The sequence below is a fragment of the Martinezella lusitana genome (assembly GCF_014207095.1).
Taxonomy (GTDB): domain Bacteria; phylum Pseudomonadota; class Alphaproteobacteria; order Rhizobiales; family Rhizobiaceae; genus Rhizobium; species Rhizobium lusitanum_B.
On the sequence record NZ_JACHBG010000002.1, the window covers coordinates 306576 to 326271 of the forward strand.

Annotated in this window: 19 protein-coding genes; 7 read left to right on the top strand and 12 right to left on the bottom strand. The window is 60.5% G+C overall.

Features of this window, described 5'->3' with window-relative positions; genetic code table 11:
• Positions 1-136: 136 nt before the first annotated feature.
• On the bottom strand, positions 137-397 hold the full coding sequence (locus GGD46_RS06060; RefSeq protein WP_184702775.1) for a DUF982 domain-containing protein: 261 nt from the start codon (positions 395-397) through the stop codon (positions 137-139).
• 258 nt (positions 398-655) lie between these two features.
• Here GGD46_RS06060 and GGD46_RS06065 point away from each other — a divergent pair, with 258 nt between their 5' ends.
• Both GGD46_RS06065 and GGD46_RS06070 read left to right on the top strand, forming a co-directional pair.
• Positions 656-1354: a DNA-3-methyladenine glycosylase I gene (locus tag GGD46_RS06065; protein ID WP_184702776.1), complete on the top strand. Its 699-nt coding sequence runs from the start codon at positions 656-658 to the stop codon at positions 1352-1354.
• A 51-nt stretch (positions 1355-1405) separates the two neighbouring features.
• Positions 1406-2437 (top strand): hydroxyacid dehydrogenase, encoded by a 1032-nt coding sequence (locus GGD46_RS06070; RefSeq protein ID WP_184702777.1) that lies wholly within the window; start codon positions 1406-1408, stop codon positions 2435-2437.
• A 51-nt stretch (positions 2438-2488) separates the two neighbouring features.
• On the opposite strand, the gene GGD46_RS06075 is transcribed toward GGD46_RS06070, so the two are convergent.
• From GGD46_RS06075 to GGD46_RS06090, 4 genes are all read right to left on the bottom strand, one after another.
• A complete protein-coding gene (locus tag GGD46_RS06075; RefSeq protein WP_184702778.1) occupies positions 2489-3145 on the bottom strand; it encodes a methionine ABC transporter permease in 657 nt (218 codons plus the stop codon).
• Positions 3135-4220 carry a methionine ABC transporter ATP-binding protein gene (locus GGD46_RS06080; protein ID WP_184702779.1) on the bottom strand — a complete coding sequence of 362 codons (1086 nt, stop codon included), beginning with the start codon at positions 4218-4220 and terminating at the stop codon, positions 3135-3137. Before GGD46_RS06080 ends, GGD46_RS06075 begins: the two co-directional genes overlap by 11 nt.
• Positions 4221-4348: 128 nt before the next feature.
• Positions 4349-5197, bottom strand: coding sequence for a MetQ/NlpA family ABC transporter substrate-binding protein (locus GGD46_RS06085; RefSeq protein WP_184702781.1), 849 nt, complete (start codon positions 5195-5197; stop codon positions 4349-4351).
• A gap of 211 nt (positions 5198-5408) precedes the next feature.
• Entirely contained in the window at positions 5409-5906 is a 498-nt protein-coding gene (locus GGD46_RS06090; RefSeq protein WP_184702783.1) for a cupin domain-containing protein, read from the bottom strand.
• A 338-nt stretch (positions 5907-6244) separates the two neighbouring features.
• On the opposite strand from GGD46_RS06090, the gene GGD46_RS06095 reads away from it, so the two are divergent.
• Positions 6245-6634: a hypothetical protein gene (locus tag GGD46_RS06095; RefSeq protein WP_184702785.1), complete on the top strand. Its 390-nt coding sequence runs from the start codon at positions 6245-6247 to the stop codon at positions 6632-6634.
• A 57-nt stretch (positions 6635-6691) separates the two neighbouring features.
• Here GGD46_RS06095 and GGD46_RS06100 read toward each other — a convergent pair whose 3' ends face one another.
• Complete coding sequence (locus GGD46_RS06100) at positions 6692-7108, bottom strand: carboxymuconolactone decarboxylase family protein (RefSeq protein WP_184702787.1); 417 nt, start codon at positions 7106-7108, stop codon at positions 6692-6694.
• 229 nt (positions 7109-7337) lie between these two features.
• On the opposite strand from GGD46_RS06100, the gene GGD46_RS06105 reads away from it, so the two are divergent.
• Together GGD46_RS06105 and GGD46_RS06110 are read left to right on the top strand one after the other, a co-directional pair.
• Positions 7338-8498, top strand: a complete 1161-nt coding sequence (locus tag GGD46_RS06105) for a CaiB/BaiF CoA transferase family protein (protein ID WP_184702789.1) — start codon at positions 7338-7340, stop codon at positions 8496-8498.
• A gap of 40 nt (positions 8499-8538) precedes the next feature.
• Positions 8539-9816 (top strand): L-fuconate dehydratase, encoded by a 1278-nt coding sequence (locus GGD46_RS06110; RefSeq protein ID WP_184702791.1) that lies wholly within the window; start codon positions 8539-8541, stop codon positions 9814-9816.
• A gap of 75 nt (positions 9817-9891) precedes the next feature.
• Here GGD46_RS06110 and GGD46_RS06115 read toward each other — a convergent pair whose 3' ends face one another.
• The 3 genes from GGD46_RS06115 to ggt form a co-directional block, all read right to left on the bottom strand.
• Positions 9892-11445, bottom strand: coding sequence for a VOC family protein (locus GGD46_RS06115; RefSeq protein WP_184702793.1), 1554 nt, complete (start codon positions 11443-11445; stop codon positions 9892-9894).
• A 128-nt stretch (positions 11446-11573) separates the two neighbouring features.
• Positions 11574-13028: an MFS transporter gene (locus GGD46_RS06120; protein WP_184702795.1), complete on the bottom strand. Its 1455-nt coding sequence runs from the start codon at positions 13026-13028 to the stop codon at positions 11574-11576.
• Between the two features lie 354 nt (positions 13029-13382).
• A complete protein-coding gene (ggt, locus tag GGD46_RS06125; RefSeq protein ID WP_184703227.1) occupies positions 13383-15125 on the bottom strand; it encodes a gamma-glutamyltransferase in 1743 nt (580 codons plus the stop codon).
• A gap of 323 nt (positions 15126-15448) precedes the next feature.
• Between ggt and GGD46_RS06130 the strand changes: the two genes are divergently transcribed.
• On the top strand, positions 15449-15631 hold the full coding sequence (locus GGD46_RS06130) for a hypothetical protein (RefSeq protein WP_184702797.1): 183 nt from the start codon (positions 15449-15451) through the stop codon (positions 15629-15631).
• A gap of 18 nt (positions 15632-15649) precedes the next feature.
• Here the strand turns inward: GGD46_RS06130 and GGD46_RS06135 are convergent, their stop codons facing one another.
• Positions 15650-16915 (bottom strand): glycerate kinase, encoded by a 1266-nt coding sequence (locus tag GGD46_RS06135; RefSeq protein ID WP_184702798.1) that lies wholly within the window; start codon positions 16913-16915, stop codon positions 15650-15652.
• 152 nt (positions 16916-17067) lie between these two features.
• Between GGD46_RS06135 and GGD46_RS06140 the strand changes: the two genes are divergently transcribed.
• A complete protein-coding gene (locus GGD46_RS06140) occupies positions 17068-17496 on the top strand; it encodes an OsmC family protein (protein WP_184702800.1) in 429 nt (142 codons plus the stop codon).
• Positions 17497-17677: 181 nt separating this feature from the next.
• On the opposite strand, the gene GGD46_RS06145 is transcribed toward GGD46_RS06140, so the two are convergent.
• Together GGD46_RS06145 and GGD46_RS06150 are read right to left on the bottom strand one after the other, a co-directional pair.
• Positions 17678-18220: a carboxymuconolactone decarboxylase family protein gene (locus tag GGD46_RS06145; RefSeq protein WP_184702802.1), complete on the bottom strand. Its 543-nt coding sequence runs from the start codon at positions 18218-18220 to the stop codon at positions 17678-17680.
• A 24-nt stretch (positions 18221-18244) separates the two neighbouring features.
• A complete protein-coding gene (locus GGD46_RS06150) occupies positions 18245-19591 on the bottom strand; it encodes an LLM class flavin-dependent oxidoreductase (RefSeq protein ID WP_184702804.1) in 1347 nt (448 codons plus the stop codon).
• Positions 19592-19696: the final 105 nt, after the last annotated feature.

Below are 19696 nucleotides of genomic sequence, written 5' to 3' on the forward strand. Positions count from 1 at the left end.
TCGGAACACTTTTGCGATATGAAGCTGCGGTGCGTATCGGCGCGAGCGCGATAGGCGCCTCAATTCCTTCAAAGCCACATCAGCCGGATCTGGCGATCGCCGGCATTAGGATATGCAGCAAGGCTTGCCCGCGATCCTACTGGATCACCGGGGTCTCGATCGGAACGCTTGCTTCCATCGCAGCCGCCACGAAGCTGTTCCGAGCTTCCGTCTCCTGTCCATGGCCGCTTTCTACGTCGGCACAAATCTGCAGGGCCATCATGAAGGCCTTGCCTTCCGCCACTGGCCAGGCGTTCAGCAGCATGTCCAGCGCCTCCTTCGTATTGGCGACTGTGTAGACCTTTCCGGTCCGCTTGCAGATGACCATGATGGGGTAGTTCCAGTCGTTATTGTTCATGGTACGAGGCTCCGATCCGACGCCGCCGAAATTAACGCCACGATGCGTGAAATCTCAAGCTAATTTCATGAGGGTATCTGGTGCAGTCCCGCATCGTTTCAATCGTCGGCTGATCGATTCAAGCGGGAGCTCGATCAACTTTCTGTCGGTGGTTTCGATGCCGCGCTCCCGATGGGCGCGAGCTTGCTCCGCAACCCCTTGCGCGCGGGCGCCGGATGTAAAAGATTTGGCATAAAGCGCGGTCGAAGGAGGATATTCATGGGAAGCTTTGCGGAGATCAGGGAGCGTGCGGAGAAGCGCAAGGGCGGCGCCGAAGGGCTGAGGGCGCTGATGCCCGAAATACCCGACCACAACGTGCTGCGGGCGGTGCCGGATGACCGCATTCTGTCCGACATGACGCGCTATGTCTTTTATGCGGGCTTCGTGCGCAATATCATCGATGCCAAATGGCAGGGTTTCGAAGCCGCCTTTTCCGGCTTCGATCCTGCGTTCCTCAACCTCGCACCCGATGATTACTGGCATGATCTGACCTCGGACACGCGGGTTATCCGCAATGGCGCCAAGATCATGTCCGTGCGTGCCAATGCACAGTTCGTCCGGCGGCTCGCTGACGAGTACGGCAGTGCCGGCCGTTTCTTGGCCGATTGGCCGCTCGAGGACCAGATCGGCCTGCTTGCTGTGCTGGACAAGCAGGCAAACCGGCTCGGCGGCATGACCGGCCAATATCTTCTCCGCGCGCTTGGTCGCGATAGCTTCGTCATGAGCCATGATGTTCTCGTCTGCCTGCGGCTTTCCGGCTTGCCAATCTCGGAAAGCAAGCCCACCAAGAAAGATCTGCGGCTGATTCAGGAGCAGTTCAATGCATGGCATGCGGAGACGGGTTTGCCGCTCACCCATCTCTCGCGCATCTGCGCCTTCTCCGTCGGAATGCCTGGCGAAGAGGGTGAGGCGGATTGATCTCCCTCAGCGAATGATATTGGATCCCCGCCTGAGACAGGGAGGAATGGAATGACGACCGACAGCAGACCTTTGGCCATCAGCGCGCCGGAGCCGCGTTCGCTTGAACTCATTTTCACCAGGAAAGCGCTATCACTCCTCCACGCCAAATACCGCATCGTGGAGGCGGATCAGGACGATATCGCCGCACTGGGAGACGAGGTGCTTGGCGAGGCGCGCTACATCATTGGTCAGCCGCCGCTGTCGAAGGAAACGCTGGATCGCATGCCGCAGTTGCGCTGCATCCTGAACGTCGAGAGCAACCTCATCAACAACATGCCTTATGAGGTGCTTTTCGAACGCGGTATTCATGTCGTGACCACCGGTCTGGTCTTTGCCGAGCCGGTTGCCGAGATCGGACTCGGTTTTGCCTTGAGCGTGGCGCGCGGCATTACCGATGCGGATCTGGATTTTCGCGAGGGCAGGGAGCTTTGGGGCGGCGACGGCAATGCGAAGTCGCGCCTGATCTCGGGCAGCGATATCGGCATCATCGGCTTCGGCGATCTCGGCAAGGCACTGAACCGGGTGCTCTCGGGCTTCCGGGCCAATATCAGAGTGTTCGATCCCTGGATGCCGCCATCGATCCTCAGAGAACACGGTGTGCAGCCAGCCGGGTTGGACGAGGTTCTGTCGGGCAGCGATTTCATATTCGTGGTCGCCTCCGTCACCAGCGAGAATAAAGGTTTTCTCGGCGCTGAGGCTTTCGCCAGCATGCGCAAGGGGGCTGCATTCATTCTGCTCAGCCGTGCCGATGTCGTCGATTTCGATGCGTTGATGTCGGCGGTCGCCTCCGGCCACATCGTTGCGGCGAGCGACGTTTATCCGGAAGAGCCACTTAGCCCCGATCATCCCGTGCGCAAACTCAAGGGCTTCCTGCGCTCGGCCCATCGAGCCGGTGCACTCGACAGCGCCTTCAAAAAAATGGGTGACATGGTGCTGGAGGATATGGATCTGATGGATCGCGGCCTGCCGCCGATGCGATGCAAACGTGCGGAACGGGAGACGGTGTCGCGCATGCGCTCCAAGCCGGTGACACGCAACTGATCGTTGGCGTCCATTCCCGGCGGAGCGTCTCCTGCGCCGGGAATGGTGGGATTAACGGCGATCGAGCCGGGTGGCGAGGCGATCGCCCAGCCATTGCATGCCCCAGACCAGAATGATCAGGATGATGACGACTGCAATCATCACATTCGTTTCGTAACGTTGATAGCCATAACGGATGGCAAGGTCGCCGAGGCCGCCGCCGCCGATCGTACCGGCCATCGCCGAAGCGCCGATCAGCGTCACGATGGTTACGGTAAAGCCGGCGACAATGCCAGGCATGGCCTCGGGTATCAGCACCTCGCGGATGATGGTCCAGCGATTGCCGCCCATGGCCCGCACGGCATCGATCAGGCCGCGATCGACATCGCGCAGCGAGACCTCGGCAACGCGTGCGTAATAGGGGATTGCGGCGATGGTCAGAGGCACGATGGCAGCCGTCGTTCCGAGTGCTGTTCCGACGATCAGGCGCGTCAGCGGAATCAACGCGATGAGCAGGATGATGAACGGGACGGCTCGGAAGCCATCGACCAGGATACCCAGGACGCGGTTGATCGCGCCTTGCTCGGCGATGCCGCCACGGCTGGTAACGACGAGGGCGAGGCCGAGCGGAAGACCGATGATCAGGGACAGAAAGCCGGATGCGCCCGTCATCCAGATGGTTTGCCAGAAGGAGCGCCAAAGCAGGCCGAGGATTACATCAGTTGTCATAGCCTAGAACCTCCACCCGGGCGGAGCGGGCTTTCAAGAAATCGACGACCTGTGCCGGCAAGGTCGCGTCGCGCGTCGGCACGGCAACGAAGAAGCGGGCGACAGGCTGGTTCTGGATATGATCAATGCCGCCGTGGACCAGCCGGAAAGAGCGCGGCAGAGCGGCCGAAAGGTCTGCAAAAAGCGCGCCTTGAGCGGCGGGGCCGGCGAGATCGACGCTGATGATGGCCTCGGCCCCTGAGGTTGGAGAAAGGCGAGCGGCGATGTGATCCGGAAGCTGCGGACGAGCGCCGCTGAGCAGGCTTGCGGTGATTTCCGCTGCGGGATTGGCAAAGACGGTCCAGACTGACCCCTCCTCGACGATCCGGCCGGCATCGATGACGGCCACGCGGTCGGCGATCGAGCGGATCACCTCCATCTCGTGGGTGATGAGCAGGATCGTCAGGCCAAGCTTGCGGTTGATATCCTTCAGAAGAGTCAGGATGGCCCGGGTCGTTTCCGGGTCGAGCGCCGATGTTGCCTCGTCCGATAGAAGAATGGCAGGCCGGGCGGCAAGAGCGCGCGCGATGCCGACACGCTGCTTCTGTCCGCCTGACAGCGCCGATGGGTAGGCTTTCGCCTTGTCGGCGAGACCAACGAGATCAAGCAGCTCGCGGGCGCGCTGCAATCGTTCCGCCTTGCCGATACCCTCGATCTTCAGCGGCAGCGCGATATTTTCCTCGACGGTGCGTGAAGACAGCAGGTTGAAATGCTGGAAGACCATGCCGATCCGGCGTCGCAGTGGCTGCAGTTCCTTCTCCGACAAACGCGCGATATCGCGGCCCTCGATGTGGATTTCGCCGCTATCGGCACGTTCCAGACCGTTCAGGCAACGGATCAGCGTCGATTTGCCGGCGCCACTGCGGCCGATGATGCCGACGATCTCGCCACGGCGCGCAGTCAGCGAAATGCCGTCGAGCGCGGGCGTCGTGCCGAACCGGCGGCGGACGTCTACGAGACGGACGATCTCTTCGCCCGACGATCGCTCGGGCGGCGCCTGTCCATCGATTGACGTGGCGGGGGTGAAGGAATTCATGTCTGTTTCCCGATCTTCTTATTGCGTTCGGCGCGGGTGATGCTGCGCTGTAAACGCCAAAGGCGGCCTGGGCAATATATGCCCGGACCGCCCAGCCGCTTAGCGCTGTCCCCCGCGCCGTCCGGTTATCAGTAGGCGCTCTGGCCCGTACCCTTGTAGACCTTGTCGAACTCGGCCTTCACAATATCATTCTGATAGGCGGCCACCAAGGTCTTCACCCACGGTGCGCTCTCGTCGCTCTGGCGAACGGCGATGAAATTGCGGTAGGGGTTGCCGTCGATCTGTTCCTGGGCGATGCGGTCCTTCGGCGAGAGCCCGGCCTTCAGCGCCCAGTCGGTGTTGACGACAGCCGCGTCGAGGTCGTCGATCGAACGGCCGACGATACCGGCGTCCAGTTCCTTGATCTCAACGTTCTTCGGATTTTCCGCAACATCGGCGGCGGTGGCGAGGATGTTCTTGGGATCCTTGAGCTTGATGACGCCTTCATGCTGCAGAACGAGCAGTGCGCGGCCTTCATTCGACGGATCGTTCGGTACGCCGATGACGGCGCCCTTCGGCAGCTCGGCTACGGTCTTGTACTTCTTTGTGTAGAGGCCGATCGGCCAGATGCCGGTATAGCCGGCAACCACGATGTGGTAACCATGCTGCTTGACCTGGTTGTCGAGGTACGGCTTGTGCTGGAAGGCGTTGGCATCGATCTCGCCGCGCTCCAGTGCTTCGTTCGGCTGGGTATAGTCGTTGAAGACGACCGGCTCGACCTTCAGACCCTTCTTTGCGGCTTCGGCCACAACTGCGCGCCAGACGTCTTCGTCCTCGCCGCTCATGATGCCGACCTTGATCGTCTTGTCTGCCGCAACGGACTTGGTGGCGGTGGCCGTCAAGCCGAAGGCGGCGACAGCTGAGGCGAGGATGACAGCAAGGCCGGCGCGGCGGGAAAGGCGCAGCACGTCGAAACCTCTAGAAAGCTTATCAGTCATGGGAAATCCTGTTCCAGATGATCGAGATCGTTGTCTCGTTGACGGCCAGATCATTTCAGACGCGTGTTCATGCTGCGAAGCAGGATCATGCGTTGTGCGCTGCACTTCTGAAAAACTCTTTCAGAATGGGATGGAGGCGGGAATTAATTTTCTACAAATATTATGGGTTATTTATACAGCAAATTGGGTGGTTGCCTAGAAATTATGCAGATCAACGGTGGATCGGATCTATCCAGAGAACCTCTTCCGGCTTTTCCACCGGCTCGATGTCGAGATTGACGACGACAGGCTCCTGCCCGGAGCGCACCAGCACACATTCCAAAGTCTCGTCGCGGCTGGCATTGATTTCCTGATGCGGCACGAATGGCGGCACGAAAATAAAGTCTCCGGGGCCTGCTTCGGCGACGAATTCCAGATTCTCGCCCCAGCGCATCCGCGCCTTACCCTTGACGACGTAGATGATGCTTTCAAGGTCGCCATGATGGTGGGCGCCGGTCTTGGCGTTGGCGTGGATCGTGACCGTTCCCGCCCAGATCTTTTCGGCGCCGGCGCGGGCATTGTTGATGGCGGTTGCACGGTTCATCCCGGGCGTCTGCGCCGTATTCGGGTCGAGTGCATTGCCGGGGATGATTTTGATGCCATGTTCGCGCCAGTCGATCGGTTGATGGTCGTGGCTGTGTTCATGTCCGTGTTCATGATCGCCGCACATGGTCTTCCTTTCACCGTTTTGGAAGGGATTCGCATGCCTTCCGGCTACCAGACGCGATTTCAGTCTACGCGAAGCCATTCAAAAATAAAGGGAAATTCAGAAAATTATTAATTAGGCTTTTCAAGTCGAGATTAATCTATAGACTTGATCAAGTTAAATGACTGGTGGGAACATTTCGTGTGGTTCCCGCGTTGCACCAGTTAGAAGATGGTTTGCCGCGCCGCTTGCCCCACTGATTGCGTTTGGGGCGCGCCAAACTGAAGAAGCAGCGCCTGGGTCTCCGAGGAGATCGTTTAGTTTCATACATGCGCCGGACTTCCAATTGAAAGGAGACAGACATGTCGAATGCCTTGCCGCCCCTTCATGAGGGTCATGCCCCCATTACTCTGCAGCAGCTGTTCCGCGAGGCGCTCTATGCCTTTGAGGAATGGGACAGCGAAGTCACCGAACCGATCGTGACGTTCGAGGGGCGCATTGTCCCCATCAGCGTCGTCTTCGAAGCCATGCGCGAATGCACCGACATCGTGCCCAACAATATCGTCTCGGCCGTGACCGAGCGACTGACCAAGCCGTGGGAAGGAGAGGGTCCGCTCGATACGATGACCTTCTCGACGGCTGCGCGCGTCATGGGCGTTCTGGTTCGCAAGAGGTTGCTGGCCGTGAACAACGGTATCAATGTCGCAGCCATTGCCGCAGAGGTTCAGGCTACCGAAAAGTCTGACCGCTAAAAGCGTCAACATTACTGATAGAAGGCCCGTCGGCGCCCGCCTGCGGGCCTTTTTGCTTTATTTGCGGTGGCCGACCTCGAATTCCGGATCGACGGGGATCTGCATCGACGTCACGAGATGGTTGGTTTGGCCCGCGAGGCCGATAACGGCAAGCAGATCGGCATGCTGTGCATCCGTCATGCCCTTGGCTCTGGCGGCAGCCGTGTGAGAATGGATGCAATAGGTGCAGCCATTGGCGGTCGAGACCGCAATGTAGATCATCTCGCGCACCAGCGGATCGAGCGGGCCGTCCGCCATCATGACCGCTTTCAAGCCTTCCCAGGTGCGCTTGAGCAGAACCGGATCGTTGGCGAGGCCGCGCCAGAAATTATTGATGAAATCAGACTTTCTGACCGCGCGGATGTCATCGAACACCGCCTTCACCGCCGGGATTGCTTCCACCTGAGCATCGTCGAGCAATTTGACCGTCGCCATTCTCTGCCTCCTTATCGAGAACCTTATTTTGCTGGAACATAGCGCATTTTCCGGTGACGTAGGCCGGATGGCCGGTAAATATCCTCCGTATTTCCATTTGCAAAAATAATCCATATGTGAAAATATTATTTACATAAGAAGATTGAGGTTGACGCGAAAATCGCACGACGGTGATGGTCGGGCGGAGAAGCGCGTTTGCCGGAGCGAAATGAAGAGGGCGGAAGTATCGATGGCGCTGAAGAAGGACCTGCCGCTGGCCGGGCTTGTTATCGTCGACATGAGCCAGTTTCTGTCCGGCCCATATTGCACTCTGCGGCTAATGGATCTCGGCGCGAGGGTCATCAAGATCGAGCGGCCTGCCGGCGGCGATCTCTCGCGCGGCCTTTATCTCAGCGACCATGAGAGCGGCGATTCGACCATCTTCCATGCGATCAACCGCTCCAAGGAGAGCCTGACGATCGACCTGAAGAACGAGCGCGACATGCGCGCGCTGCGCAAGCTCGTCTCCAAAGCCGACGTCCTCGTGCAGAATTTCCGCCCCGGCGTGATCGAACGGCTGGGTCTGGATTATGAAACCGCACGCAAGCTCAATCCGCGCCTCGTCTATTGCTCGATCAGCGGTTATGGCGAAGAAGGGCCATGGGTGGCGCGGCCAGGGCAGGATCTCCTGGCGCAGTCGCGATCCGGTGTCATGTGGCTGAACGGCGACGAGGGGCAGGGCCCAGTGCCCTTCGGTCTTGCGATCGGCGATATGCTGGCGGGTGCGGCTGCGGCCCAGGGCATTCTTGCAGCATTGGTGCGTCGCGGCGTGACGGGCAAGGGCGGATTGGTGGAGACCAGCCTGCTCGAGGCTCTGGTCGATCTGCAGGTCGAGGTGCTGAGCGTCCACATGAACAGCAGCAACAAGCTGCCCGAGCGCTCCCATGTCCGCAGTGCCCATGCCTATCTTTCCGCCCCCTATGGCGTCTATCCCGCGGCCGACGGCTATCTCGCCATTGCCATGACACCGCTTTCCAGGCTTGCCGATCTGCTCGGCATGGACGAACTCGCGCCCTATCGCGATGATCCAAAAAGCTGGTTTACCGCGCGCGACGAGATCAAGGCGCTGATCGCGGCGCGCATTGCGACTGGCAATGTCGACGATTGGCTTGGGATCCTGGAGCCTGCCGACATCTGGTGCGCCCGCGTGCTGAACTGGCCGGAGCTGCTGGGCAGCGAGGGCTTCCACGTTCTCGACATGTTGCAGACGGTTGGGCGCGATGATGGCGTCAGCCTGCACACCACCCGCTCGCCTATCCGCATCGATGGGCATCGGCCGAAATTCGAGCGTGCGGCTCCGCACGTCGGCGAGCATAATGCGGCACTCTGGGAGGAGTTCGACCTCGGTTAAGGGGTCGAGAGGTCGCGATGGATTCAGAAGGAGTTTTCCAATGACGCGCATCACCAATCTTCGCGTTTTCGATTTGCGCTTCCCGACATCGCAGAGCCTCGACGGTTCGGATGCGATGAATCCGGACCCCGATTATTCGGCAGCCTATGTCATTCTCGAGACCGATAGACCGGGCCTTGCCGGCCATGGCCTGACTTTCACAATCGGCCGCGGCAACGACATCTGCTGCATGGCGATCGAGGCGATGCGGCATCTGGTCGTCGGAACGGAGCTTGCGACTGTTCTAGAAAACCCCGGCAAATACTGGCGGCATCTGACCAGCGACAGCCAGCTGCGCTGGATCGGTCCGGAAAAGGGCGCGATGCATCTGGCAACAGGCGCCGTCGTCAATGCGGTCTGGGATCTGCTCGCCAAGGAAGCCGGCAAGCCGGTCTGGCGCCTCGTCGCGGAGATGGACCCCGAGCAGATCGCCGATATCGTCGACTATCGCTATCTGACCGACGTGCTGACCCGCGACGAAGCCGTCGCCATCCTGAAGAAAGCCGAAGCCGGCAAGGCCGAGCACATCGCCACGCTCGAGTGCGAGGGCTATGCCTGCTACACGACCTCGGCCGGCTGGCTCGGCTATGATGATGCCAAGCTGCGTCGCCTCTGCCAGGAAGCCATCGATGCCGGCTTCAACCATGTGAAGATGAAGGTCGGCCGTGATCTCGAAGACGACATTCGCCGCCTGACGATCGCCCGCGAGGTGATCGGCCCCGACCGCTATCTCATGATCGACGCCAATCAGGTCTGGGAAGTCAATCAGGCGATCGATTGGGTACAGAAGCTTGCCTTCGCAAAGCCGTTCTTCATCGAAGAGCCGACAAGCCCGGATGATGTCGCGGGACACCGCAAGATCCGCCAGGCCATCGGTCCGGTGAAAGTCGCCACGGGCGAGATGTGCCAGAACCGCATCATGTTCAAGCAGTTCATTGCCGAGGGTGCGATCGACATCGTGCAGATCGATTCCTGCCGCATGGGCGGTCTCAACGAGGTGCTGGCGGTGCTGCTGATCGCCGCGAAGTATGGATTGCCGGTCTGGCCGCATGCCGGTGGCGTCGGTCTGTGCGAATATGTGCAGCATCTGTCGATGATCGATTACATCGCCGTTTCAGGCACCAAGGATGGCCGAGTGATCGAATATGTCGATCACCTGCACGAGCATTTCATCGACCCCTGCATCATCCGCGACGCCGCCTATATGCCGCCGAGCCTGCCGGGCTTCTCGATCGAGATGAAGCCGGAATCGATCGCGGAATATACGTTCAAGGGTTGAGCCCCAGCCGAGTCTGCCAAAGCAAAAGCCCGCCAGATGGCGGGCTTTTTTGTCTTTCTGCTCAAGAGGTCGGTTTCAGGCGGACTTGTTGAGCCATGCCTGAATGACCGGCGCATCGGCATCGTCAAACTCGTGACCGGCCAGCACCGTTGCAAGCTCGACCTTTGCGCCGTCATCATGCAGGCGTTCGGCGAGTGGGTGAGCGTATGGCCCGTACAAATCCTTCTCACCGGCGACCACCAGCACGTCGGCATTCGACATATCCGCAGCTGGCGGATTTTCGAGCACCGCCATGGAGCGTAGGAGCACCGCGCGGCGGATGAGGTGCGGGTGCAGCGACAGCATGGCGTTCAACAGGTTGGCGCCATTCGAATAGCCGATATAGACGATGCGCTCCGGATCGAGTCCGTAGGCATGGATGGCGCCATCGATAAAGGCGGCAAAAGCCTCGGCCTCGCTGGCGATATCGGCCTGATCGAAGGACATCGGCCCATTGCGACGGAACCAGCGCGGGGCACCTTCCTCAAGCGCGCGGCCGCGCACGGTGAGCAAGGTCGCATTGGGGTCGATCTTGTGGCCGAGCGGCAGCATCGTCGTTTCATTGGCGCCGGAACCATGCAGCAGGACGAAGACGTTGCCGTTCGGCTGCTCGGGCGTGAAGAAGCGATGGACGAAGGGCAGGTCGCGATAGATCACGCGCGGTTCGCCGGGCATGGAGAACTGCGGCAGGATCACGTTGAGTTCGGCCAAAAGCTTCGGACTGTCGCCGGGGGCAAAGAGGCGTGTGCCAAGCGTCGCCTCGTCCTCATCGATCAACATGCCCGGTGCATCCGTCGCGAGTTCGAACAGGATACGGCCCGGTTCGCGCACGTAGAGCGAGCGGAAGTACTTGCGGTCATGCATCGCGGTTGGCCAAGAATTGACCGCTTGCAGCGCGGTGCGGACCGACTGCAATTCGGCATCGTCTTCGGCGCGAAAGGCGACGTGATCGACCGTGCCGGTACCCGGCGCGCTTGCCCAGAAGCCGCGTGCGTCCCTGATGTCGAGGATATCCCCAGGCTCCGAGACGAGACGGCTGATCGCGCCACTCGTGGCGAGTGGCTTGTAATCGAAGTGGTCGATCAGGATGGCCTGCGTTTCCTCGGGCGTTTCGCTGAACAGCGTTGCGCCGCGAATGCGGCGGATCGCGTGTTCCTGCGGAATATTCTCGCTCGTCCACGGAGCCGTTGCCTGCAGAGCATTGGTCCCCACAAGCTTGACGATGACACCATCCGGATCCTTCAACCGCAGGACCGGCTCGCCGAATTCATCCGACGGGCCCTCCGGCTTGAGACCGGCGCTCAAGGCGCGCGTCAGCCAGAAGCCGATGCTCGCGGGATCGATTGCCAGCGAGATTTCGCCGATCTGACCGACGCCGGCGCGACCGGGCGAGCCGTCTTCCCAGACGAGAAAAGTGATCAGCGAGCCGGGCGAACCGGTGGCGTCACCGTAAAGGAGATGAAGCTGTGTGGCATCCTCGAAGCCGCCGGTGCGTTTGACGAGGCGCAGGCCAAGGAAGCCGACGTAGAAATCGACATTTGACTGAACCTTGCGGGTGATCAGCGTGATGTGATGGATGCCGGTGACCATGGGATGCTCCAGACTGAGATTTCGTTCTGATCGCTATTTAGGGCGCGGCTATTGTTCAATGCAATGCACCGCCCGTGAAGGCACTGTTCACAAAAGGCGCTATTGCTTGAATTTGCCGCCGGCGAGCCTCAGTGCCCGCCGAGGCTCTCTTCCGGTGATTTGCGGCGGTGGCCGCTGATTTCCGAGCCGGCGGTGCGGGAGAAGCTGGCGTTCCAGATGACTGCGAGGAGTGCAATCGCGGTGACGACGATGAAGGCGACGGAGAAGTCGGCCATCTCGGGCTTCGCATGGCCAAGGAACTGCGTCGAGCCATGCAGCGCAAGGGCGGCGACGCAGATGCCGAGCGAAAGCATCAGCTGCTGGAAGGTCGAGTAGAAGCTGGTCGCGATGCTCATGCGGTCGCGCTCGATTTCGTCATAGGCGATCGTGTTGTAAGCCGTGAACTGGAACGACATGAAGAAGCCGCAGAAGAACAGGATCACGAAGATGACGGGCAGCGGCCAGTCCGGCTTGAAGATGGAGCACAGGCCGTAGCCGAGCGTGCCGATGAGACCGAAGATAATGAGCGCGGTTCGGAAGCCGAGCGTGCGTAAAATGCGAACCTGGAAAGGCTTCATCGCCATCGAGCCGAGTGCGGTCGCGATCGCGATCTGGCCGGCAGCGGCGGCCGAAAGCCCAAAGCCGAGCTGAAGCATCAGCGGGATCAAGAAGGGGTGAGCGCCCTGGCTGATGCGTGTCAGCGAACCTGCGATGACGGAGGTGCGGAATGTCGGCACCTTCATCAAAGAGAAGTCCATGATCGGCGAGGGATGCTTGCGGGCATGGCGCAGATAGGCGATGCCGAACAGGAGGCCGATGGAGATCAGGAATATGGCGAGATAGCCTTCGCCTTCACGGCTCGACATTTCGAAGCCGAAGAGCAGCGATCCGAGCGAAATGCCCGACAGGATGAAGCCCGAAAGATCGAAGCGGCCGGTGCGCGGGCCTTTGACCTCCTCGATGAACATCGTCACGAGGATAAAGCCGATGATACCAATCGGCACGTTGATATAGAAGATCCAGCGCCAGTCGAGATAGGTCACGAACATGCCGCCGACCGGCGGCCCGAGGATGGGGCCGACAAGCGCGGGGATCAGCAGCCACGACATAGCGTTGACCATGTCCTTGCGGGCGACGCTGCGCATCAGCACGAGACGGCCGATCGGCAGCATCATGGCGCCGCCGAGCCCTTGTAGAAGCCGGGCAAGGACAAGGAAGAACAGGTTCGGTGCTTGCGCGCACAAAAGCGAGCCGAGAACGAAAACCGCGATGGCGGATCGGAAGACAGTGCGCGACCCGAAGCGGTCTGCAATGGCGCCGCTGGCGGGAATGAAGATTGCGAGGCTGAGGAGGTAGGATGTCAGCGAGATACTCATGGCCGGCGCGCTGACGCCGAAGTCTCTTGCCATGGTCGGAAGGGCTGTTGCGAGCACGGTCGCGTCTAGCTGTTCCATGAACATCGCACTTGCTACGATAAGTGCTACTACACGAAAATTCGGTGCGGCCCGCCGGGTGGGGGCGGCCTGGAATATCTGATCCGACATTGTCGGGGATCGCTCTCGATGGTGCAGTGGGGTCCGAAGACAGAACCGCAAGTCTGGTCAAGGCCGCGAAGGCCTGTTTGAACGGCGGTTTGTATACTCCCGCTCGGCCGCGATGGCCATATCAGAAACCGCAAATCTGATTGATGGGATGAAAAAAATGACACACATAAGCGTGAACGCGGCGGCAGATGAACGCTAAGTGAATGAATTGCGCGATATCGCGCGGAAATGCTCACGGTTGGTTTTTCAGCGTAAGATAATGTGCTCGTTGCGCGCGATCTTCTCTGCCGAAAAGACCGGTGCCGACAAGGGCGGCACCGATCAGGTTCATCGAGTCGGCTGGTGTCTGGCGGTTCAGTAGCCGGCGGCCAGTCCGGAGCCGGCGCGGCTGTCCATGGCGCCGTTGTAGCGGGCACCGCCGCCCTTGGCGATGTCGCTCAGGCTCTTGCCGCCGACGAGGATGCCGGCCGACTGACCCCAGATCGGCCAGTCATTGTCGACCTGAACGGTGTAGCCCATGCCGGCGAGTACCTTGACCGTGTCAGGTGAAAGCGCATGCGGCTCCATGTAGACTTTATCCGGCAGCCATTGATGATGGATGCGCGGTGCGTCGATCGCTTCCTGGATGTTCATGCCGAAATCGACGACGTTGATGATTGCCTCGAGCGTGATGGTGATGATGCGCGAGCCGCCGGGGCTGCCGATCACCATGAAGGGCTTTCCGTCCTTGGCGATGATGGTCGGGCTCATGGACGAAAGCGGTGTCTTCTTCGGCTCGATGGCATTGGCCTCGCCCTGCACCAAGCCATAGAGATTGGGAACGCCGGGCTTGGAGGTGAAATCGTCCATCTCGTTGTTCAAGAGGATACCCGTGCCGGGCGCGACGACGCCGGCGCCGAAGGAGCCATTCAGCGTGTAGGTGACTGCGACGGCATTGCCGTCATTGTCGATGATCGAATAATGCGTGGTTTCGTGACTTTCGCCGAGGCCCTTGGGCATCAGGTCCTTCGAGACCCCGGCTCTATAGGGGTCGATGTCGTCACGGATCGTCTTGGCGTAGTCCTTGTCCAACAGCTTACTGACAGGGTTCTTGACGAAATCCGGGTCGCCGAGCGCGGAATTGCGGTCGACATAGGCGTAGCGCATGGCTTCGACCATGACATGCACGGTTTCGGCCGAGCCGTAGCCGGTATAGGAGAGCGGATATCCCTCAAGCACATTGAGGATTTCGCAGATGATGACGCCACCCGAGGAGGGCGGCGGCGAGGAAATGATCTGGTAGCCGCGATAATCGCACTTCACTGGGTCGAGTTCGCGGACCTTGTATTGCTCGAAATCCTGGTTGGCGAGAATGCCGCCCTTGTCCTGGCTTGCTTTGACGATGGCATTGGCAACCGGTCCCTTGTAAAGACCATCCGGCCCCTGATCGGAGATGCTGGAGAGAGCGTTGCCAAGGTCCGGCTGGGTCAGCTTGTCACCCGTCGCGAAAGGTTTCCCGTCCGACTTGGTGAAGATCGCGGCGGTTGCCGGGTCGCGGGAAAGCCAATCCTTGCCCTCGTTCAGTTCGGCGGCATCGGCCTGGTTCAGCGTGAAGCCTTCCTTAGCGTAACGAATGGCCGGTGCGATGAGATCCTGGCGGGATTTCGTGCCGTATTTCTCGCGGGCGGTCTCGAAACCCATGACCGAGCCGGGAACGCCGACGGCGAGATAGCCATCCGTGCTTGCGCCTTTGACGATGTTACCCTTATCGTCGAGATACATGTCCTTCTTGGCGGCCTGCGGCGCGCGCTCGCGGAAATCGAGGAAAGTCGTCTTGCCGTCCCGCATTCTGATGGTCATGAAGCCGCCACCGCCGATATTGCCGGCAGTCGGGTAGACCACCGCCAATGCATAGCCCACGGCGACAGCCGCATCGACGGCGTTGCCGCCACTTTTCAGCACTTCGACGCCGACATCGGTGGCGAGATGCTGCGCCGTGACGACCATGCCATGTTCGGCCTCGACCGGCGGCGGTGCGGCGGCTCTGGCTGTTACCGAGAAAAGGGCAAAGGTGATCAAGGTCACCGACGAAATCGCTCGATGGCGGAAATGGCGCATCATCATGCCTCCCGTTACTGGTTTTGGAACGAAGCCCACCCTTGAAATGGTGCCTCGCCTGGAAATAGCGATATCCGCAGTTGCAAGTTTTCGAAGGTGCCCTGGCGATATAAGTCGGCAACCGATTGACGGAGCTTTTGCTGCCAACAGCGAATTTGCGGCCGAGGGACTGTAGATTGCGCAAATGTGAGGGGTGGATTGGTTCCAGTTTTCCCGCGACGCGTGGGCGATCAACGGCCTTGGGCCTGTAACATTTCTTTTATTAGTTGAATCTACTTTATGGCATCTTCGGGCGAGGCAAGTGTATTGCGTTGGGGGTGTTGATGGCCGTTACGAAGCTTGAGCGATGGAAAAGCGAGCGCAAGGCGCAGGTCAAGCCGCTCGTGGTTTCTCAGAAGACGCATGTCGTGGAAATCGAGTGCAGCCATTGCCACCGGCACTTTTTCCGTTGGTCGTCGATGGCCGCAGCCTATTGGCGCTGCGACGATTGCAGCACCATCGCCTGAGCGCGTCCGCTGGGCGGCCTATAGAATCAGAATGGCGCGGAAATCGTTGACATTCGTTCCGGTTGGGCCGGGTACGAAGAGATCATCGATTGCGTTGAACGCCGTCCAGGCGTCATTGTTTGCCAACATCTCTGCGGGAACCAGCCCGGCCGCGCGAAGCCGTGCCACTGTGCCTGCATCGGCAAAGGCACCGGCATTGTCCTCGCTGCCGTCTATGCCATCCGTGTCGGCCGCCATGGCGTGAATGCCGGTGTGGCCGTCAATGTCGATGGCGAGCGACAGAAGGAATTCCGAGTTTCGCCCACCCTTGCCCTTGCCTTTCAGCGTCACCGTCGTCTCCCCGCCGGAAAGCAGCACGATCGGCTTGGCGAAGGGGCGGTTGCGATGCAGCACTTCGCGGGCGATGGCGGCGTGGACATGGGCGGCCTCGCGGGCTTCGCCTTCGATGGCATCGGAGAAGATAGCTGCTTCTATTCCGGCGGCGCGGGCCACCTCGGCTGCTGCCTCCAGCGAGACCCCGGCCGATGCGATGAGATGAACCTCATTGCCGGCAAAGCGTGGATTGTCCCGGCGCGGTGCATCCGCTCCGGGCTTTTCGATATGGGCGAGAACGGCTGACGGCAACTCGATGCGGTAGAGGCGGATAAGATCGAGGGCCTCGGTGCGGGTGCCGGCACCCGGCACGGTCGGGCCGGATGCGACCAGGGCCGGATCGTCGCCGGGAATGTCCGAAACGACGAGCGAGACGACCTTGGCAGGGTAGGCTGCTGCCGCGAGCCGGCCGCCCTTGATGGTCGACAGGTGCTTGCGAATGACATTCATTGCGGAGATGGGGGCGCCGGAGGCGAGCAGCGCCTTGTTGACGGCGATCTCGTCTGCGAGGCTGAGCGTGCCGGCGGGCGAGGGTAAGAGGGCCGAGCCACCACCCGATATCAGGGCGATCACCAGATCATCTGCGGTCAGGCCCTCGACAAGCTTGAGCAGCAGGCGGGAGGCGGTAAGTCCCGCTTCATCCGGCACCGGATGGGCAGCTTCGATGATCTCGATCTGGCGGCAGGGGGCCGAAAAGCCGTATCGTGTCACCACCAGGCCTTCCAGCGGGCCATCCCAGCATTGTTCCAGCGCTGCCGCCATCTGGGCCGAACCCTTGCCGGCGCCGATGACGATCGTCCGGCCTTTCGGCTTTTTCGGCAGATGGGCGCGGATGCCGGTCAGCGGATCGGCGGCGCGCACGGCGGCATCGAACAGAGAGATCAGGAAGGCGCGGGGATCGGAAACGGTCATATCGAAACTGCCTGTCTTGCGATGATCTTGTAACCATTTGGTGGCTTAACTGTTTTGAAGACGCAAGGGGTAGGAACTGCAATTGTGTCCCGCGCGATGAATCCCTATGTAGAGGGAAAGGGTTTCACGCTGTTATTGCAAGGATTTTCGAAATGGCCGAACTGAAAGTGAAGACGAGGCAGACGGGTGCTACTGCAACGGTTGGCCGCACCGGTTTTCCACATGTGACCTCGGTGACCGGCGGTGAGATCGACATCGTTACCTCGCCGTCGCAGCCGGGGTTCAATCCGCTCGACCTGCTCTATTCGTCGCTGTCCGCCTGCCTGGTCTTGAGCGCCCGCATGGCAGCCAGCAGCCTTGGCGTGCTCGACAAGCTCACCGAAGTCACCGCCGTCGTGACAGGCGAAAAGGCCACCGAAGGCCTTTCCCGCGTCGAGAAGTTCAACATCGCCTTCACCATCAAGGGCGATTTTAGCGACGAGGTGCGCAACGCGATCGCGCATGCCGCCGAAGACGAGATCTGCACGGTCAGCAACACGATCCGCGGCAATCCGCAGTTTTCGACGACGATTTCTGGGTAACTTTGGAGTAGGTGGCGAGAGCCCCTCATCCGCCCTGTCGGGCACCTTCTCCCCGTTTTGACGGGGAGAAGGGGATAGCGGCGCTATCACCGTTCCCTCTTTCAGCGCTGAGTAAGGCGAGGACACAGAGGTCATTCCCTCTCCCCGCGTGCGGGGAGAAGGCTAGGGTGAGGGGCCTTCGCTATTTCGCCGGAAACTCAAATCCTTCGAGATAAGGCCCAAGCTCCGGATCGATATCCACCTTCACAGCATTGTTGTAGATCGCAGTCGCGATCATGATCCCCGCGAAAGCCACGAGATTGGCAAGGGTCGGCTCGTCGTAGCGGGCTTTCAGCCGTGCCCAGACGTCTTCGGGAATCGCGTTTGAATCCCTGACGATTGCCTTGCCGAAATCGATCAGCAGGGCTTCGTCTTCCGTCGGTACGATCGTTTCCGGCGTCAGGCCGGCATTGATCAGCGCACGTCGGAAGAAGCCGACCGGGATAATCGAGCGGCATTCGATCGCGATGGCTTGGCAAAGCAGCCAGACGCCGCGATCGTCCAGCGCCGGGCGCAGTTCCTCGCGCAGAGGAAACCATTCCGCATAGATGCGATGCGCCACCGGCGAATGCAGCAATGTCCGCTTCATGTTCGTCATGCGGCCGCGCAGCTGCACTTCGCGGTCATGCTCGGCGCGCACGGCGTCCGAAGCGGTTTCGTAGTCGATCGGGGTAATATGGCTCATGTTATTCTCTTGTGATGGGCTCTCTTATTGCGCGGCTTCAGCGGTAGCCTTGAAGAAGCGGTTTTCCGGGCGCGGCAGGCCGAGGTGTTCGCGCAATGTCGTGCCTTCGTATTCGCGGCGGAAGATGCCGCGACGCTGAAGCTCTGGAACAAGACGGGTCGTCACGTCAAGCAGGCCTTGCGGCAGGAAGGGGAAGACGACGTTGAAACCGTCGGAGCCTTCCTCGTGCAACCACTGCTCCATCTCGTCGGCGATGCCCTGCGGCGTGCCGACGAAGGCGAGGCCGGCATAGCCGCCGAGGCGCTGGGCTAGCTGGCGCACGGTGAGCTTTTCGGCTTCGGCAAGGGCGATGACGCGTTCGCGGCCGCTCTTGCTTGCATTGGTTTCAGGCGTTTCCGGCAGCGGGCCATCCGGATCGAACTTGGAGGCATCGTGTCCGAGCGCGATCGACAGGGAAGCGATGGCGCTGTCGTAATGGACGAGGCTATCGAGCTTCGCCCGCTTGGCCTTCGCCTCTTCGACGGTATCGCCGACGACAATAAAGGCGGCGGGCAAAATCTTCAGGTGATCCGGGTCGCGGCCGATTGCCTTCATCCGCCCCTTGATATCGGCAAAGATCGACTTGCCATCGGTGAGATCGCGGGGAGCTGCAAAGACCGCCTCCGCCATTTCGGCGGCAAGCTGGCGGCCGGCATCCGATTGCCCGGCCTGCACGATGACGGGCCAGCCTTGCGGCGGGCGGGCGATGTTGAGCGGGCCGCGAACGCTAAGCTCTTCGCCCTTGTGCCCAAGCACATGCATCCGCTCGGGATCGAAGAAGATGCCGCTTTCGGCGTCGTGGATGAAGGCGTCGTCCGCAAAACTGTCCCAGAGGCCGGTGACGACATCGTAGAATTCGCGGGCGCGATGGTAGCGCTCGCCATGTTCCATATGCTCGTCCAGACCGAAATTAAGGGCGGCATCGGGGTTGGACGTGGTGACGATGTTCCAGCCGGCGCGGCCGCCGCTGATGTGATCGAGCGAGGCGAAACGGCGGGCAATGTGATAGGGCAGGTCGAAGGTCGTCGAGGCGGTGGCGACCAGACCGATCCTGTCGGTGACGGCGGCGAGCGCCGAAAGCAGGGTGAAGGGCTCGAAGGAGGTGACGGTCTGGCTGCGCTTCAGCGCCTCGATCGGCATGTTGAGAACCGCCAGATGATCGGCCATGAAGAAGGCATCGAATTTCGCCCTTTCCAGCTCCTGAGCGAAGCTCTTGATATGCTGGAAATTGAAGTTGGCGTCCGGATAGGCGCCGGGATAACGCCAGGCACCGGTATGCAGGCTGACGGGACGCATGAAGGCCCCGAGCTTCAATTGCTTCTGTTCGGTCATCGGCTCTCTCTCGAAAATCTTCAGGCTGTCACGACGCCGAAACGGCGTCGCGAACGGAATGATGCCCTACGACGTAGGCGTGGTCCTCGCGCATTCAAAGAGCCG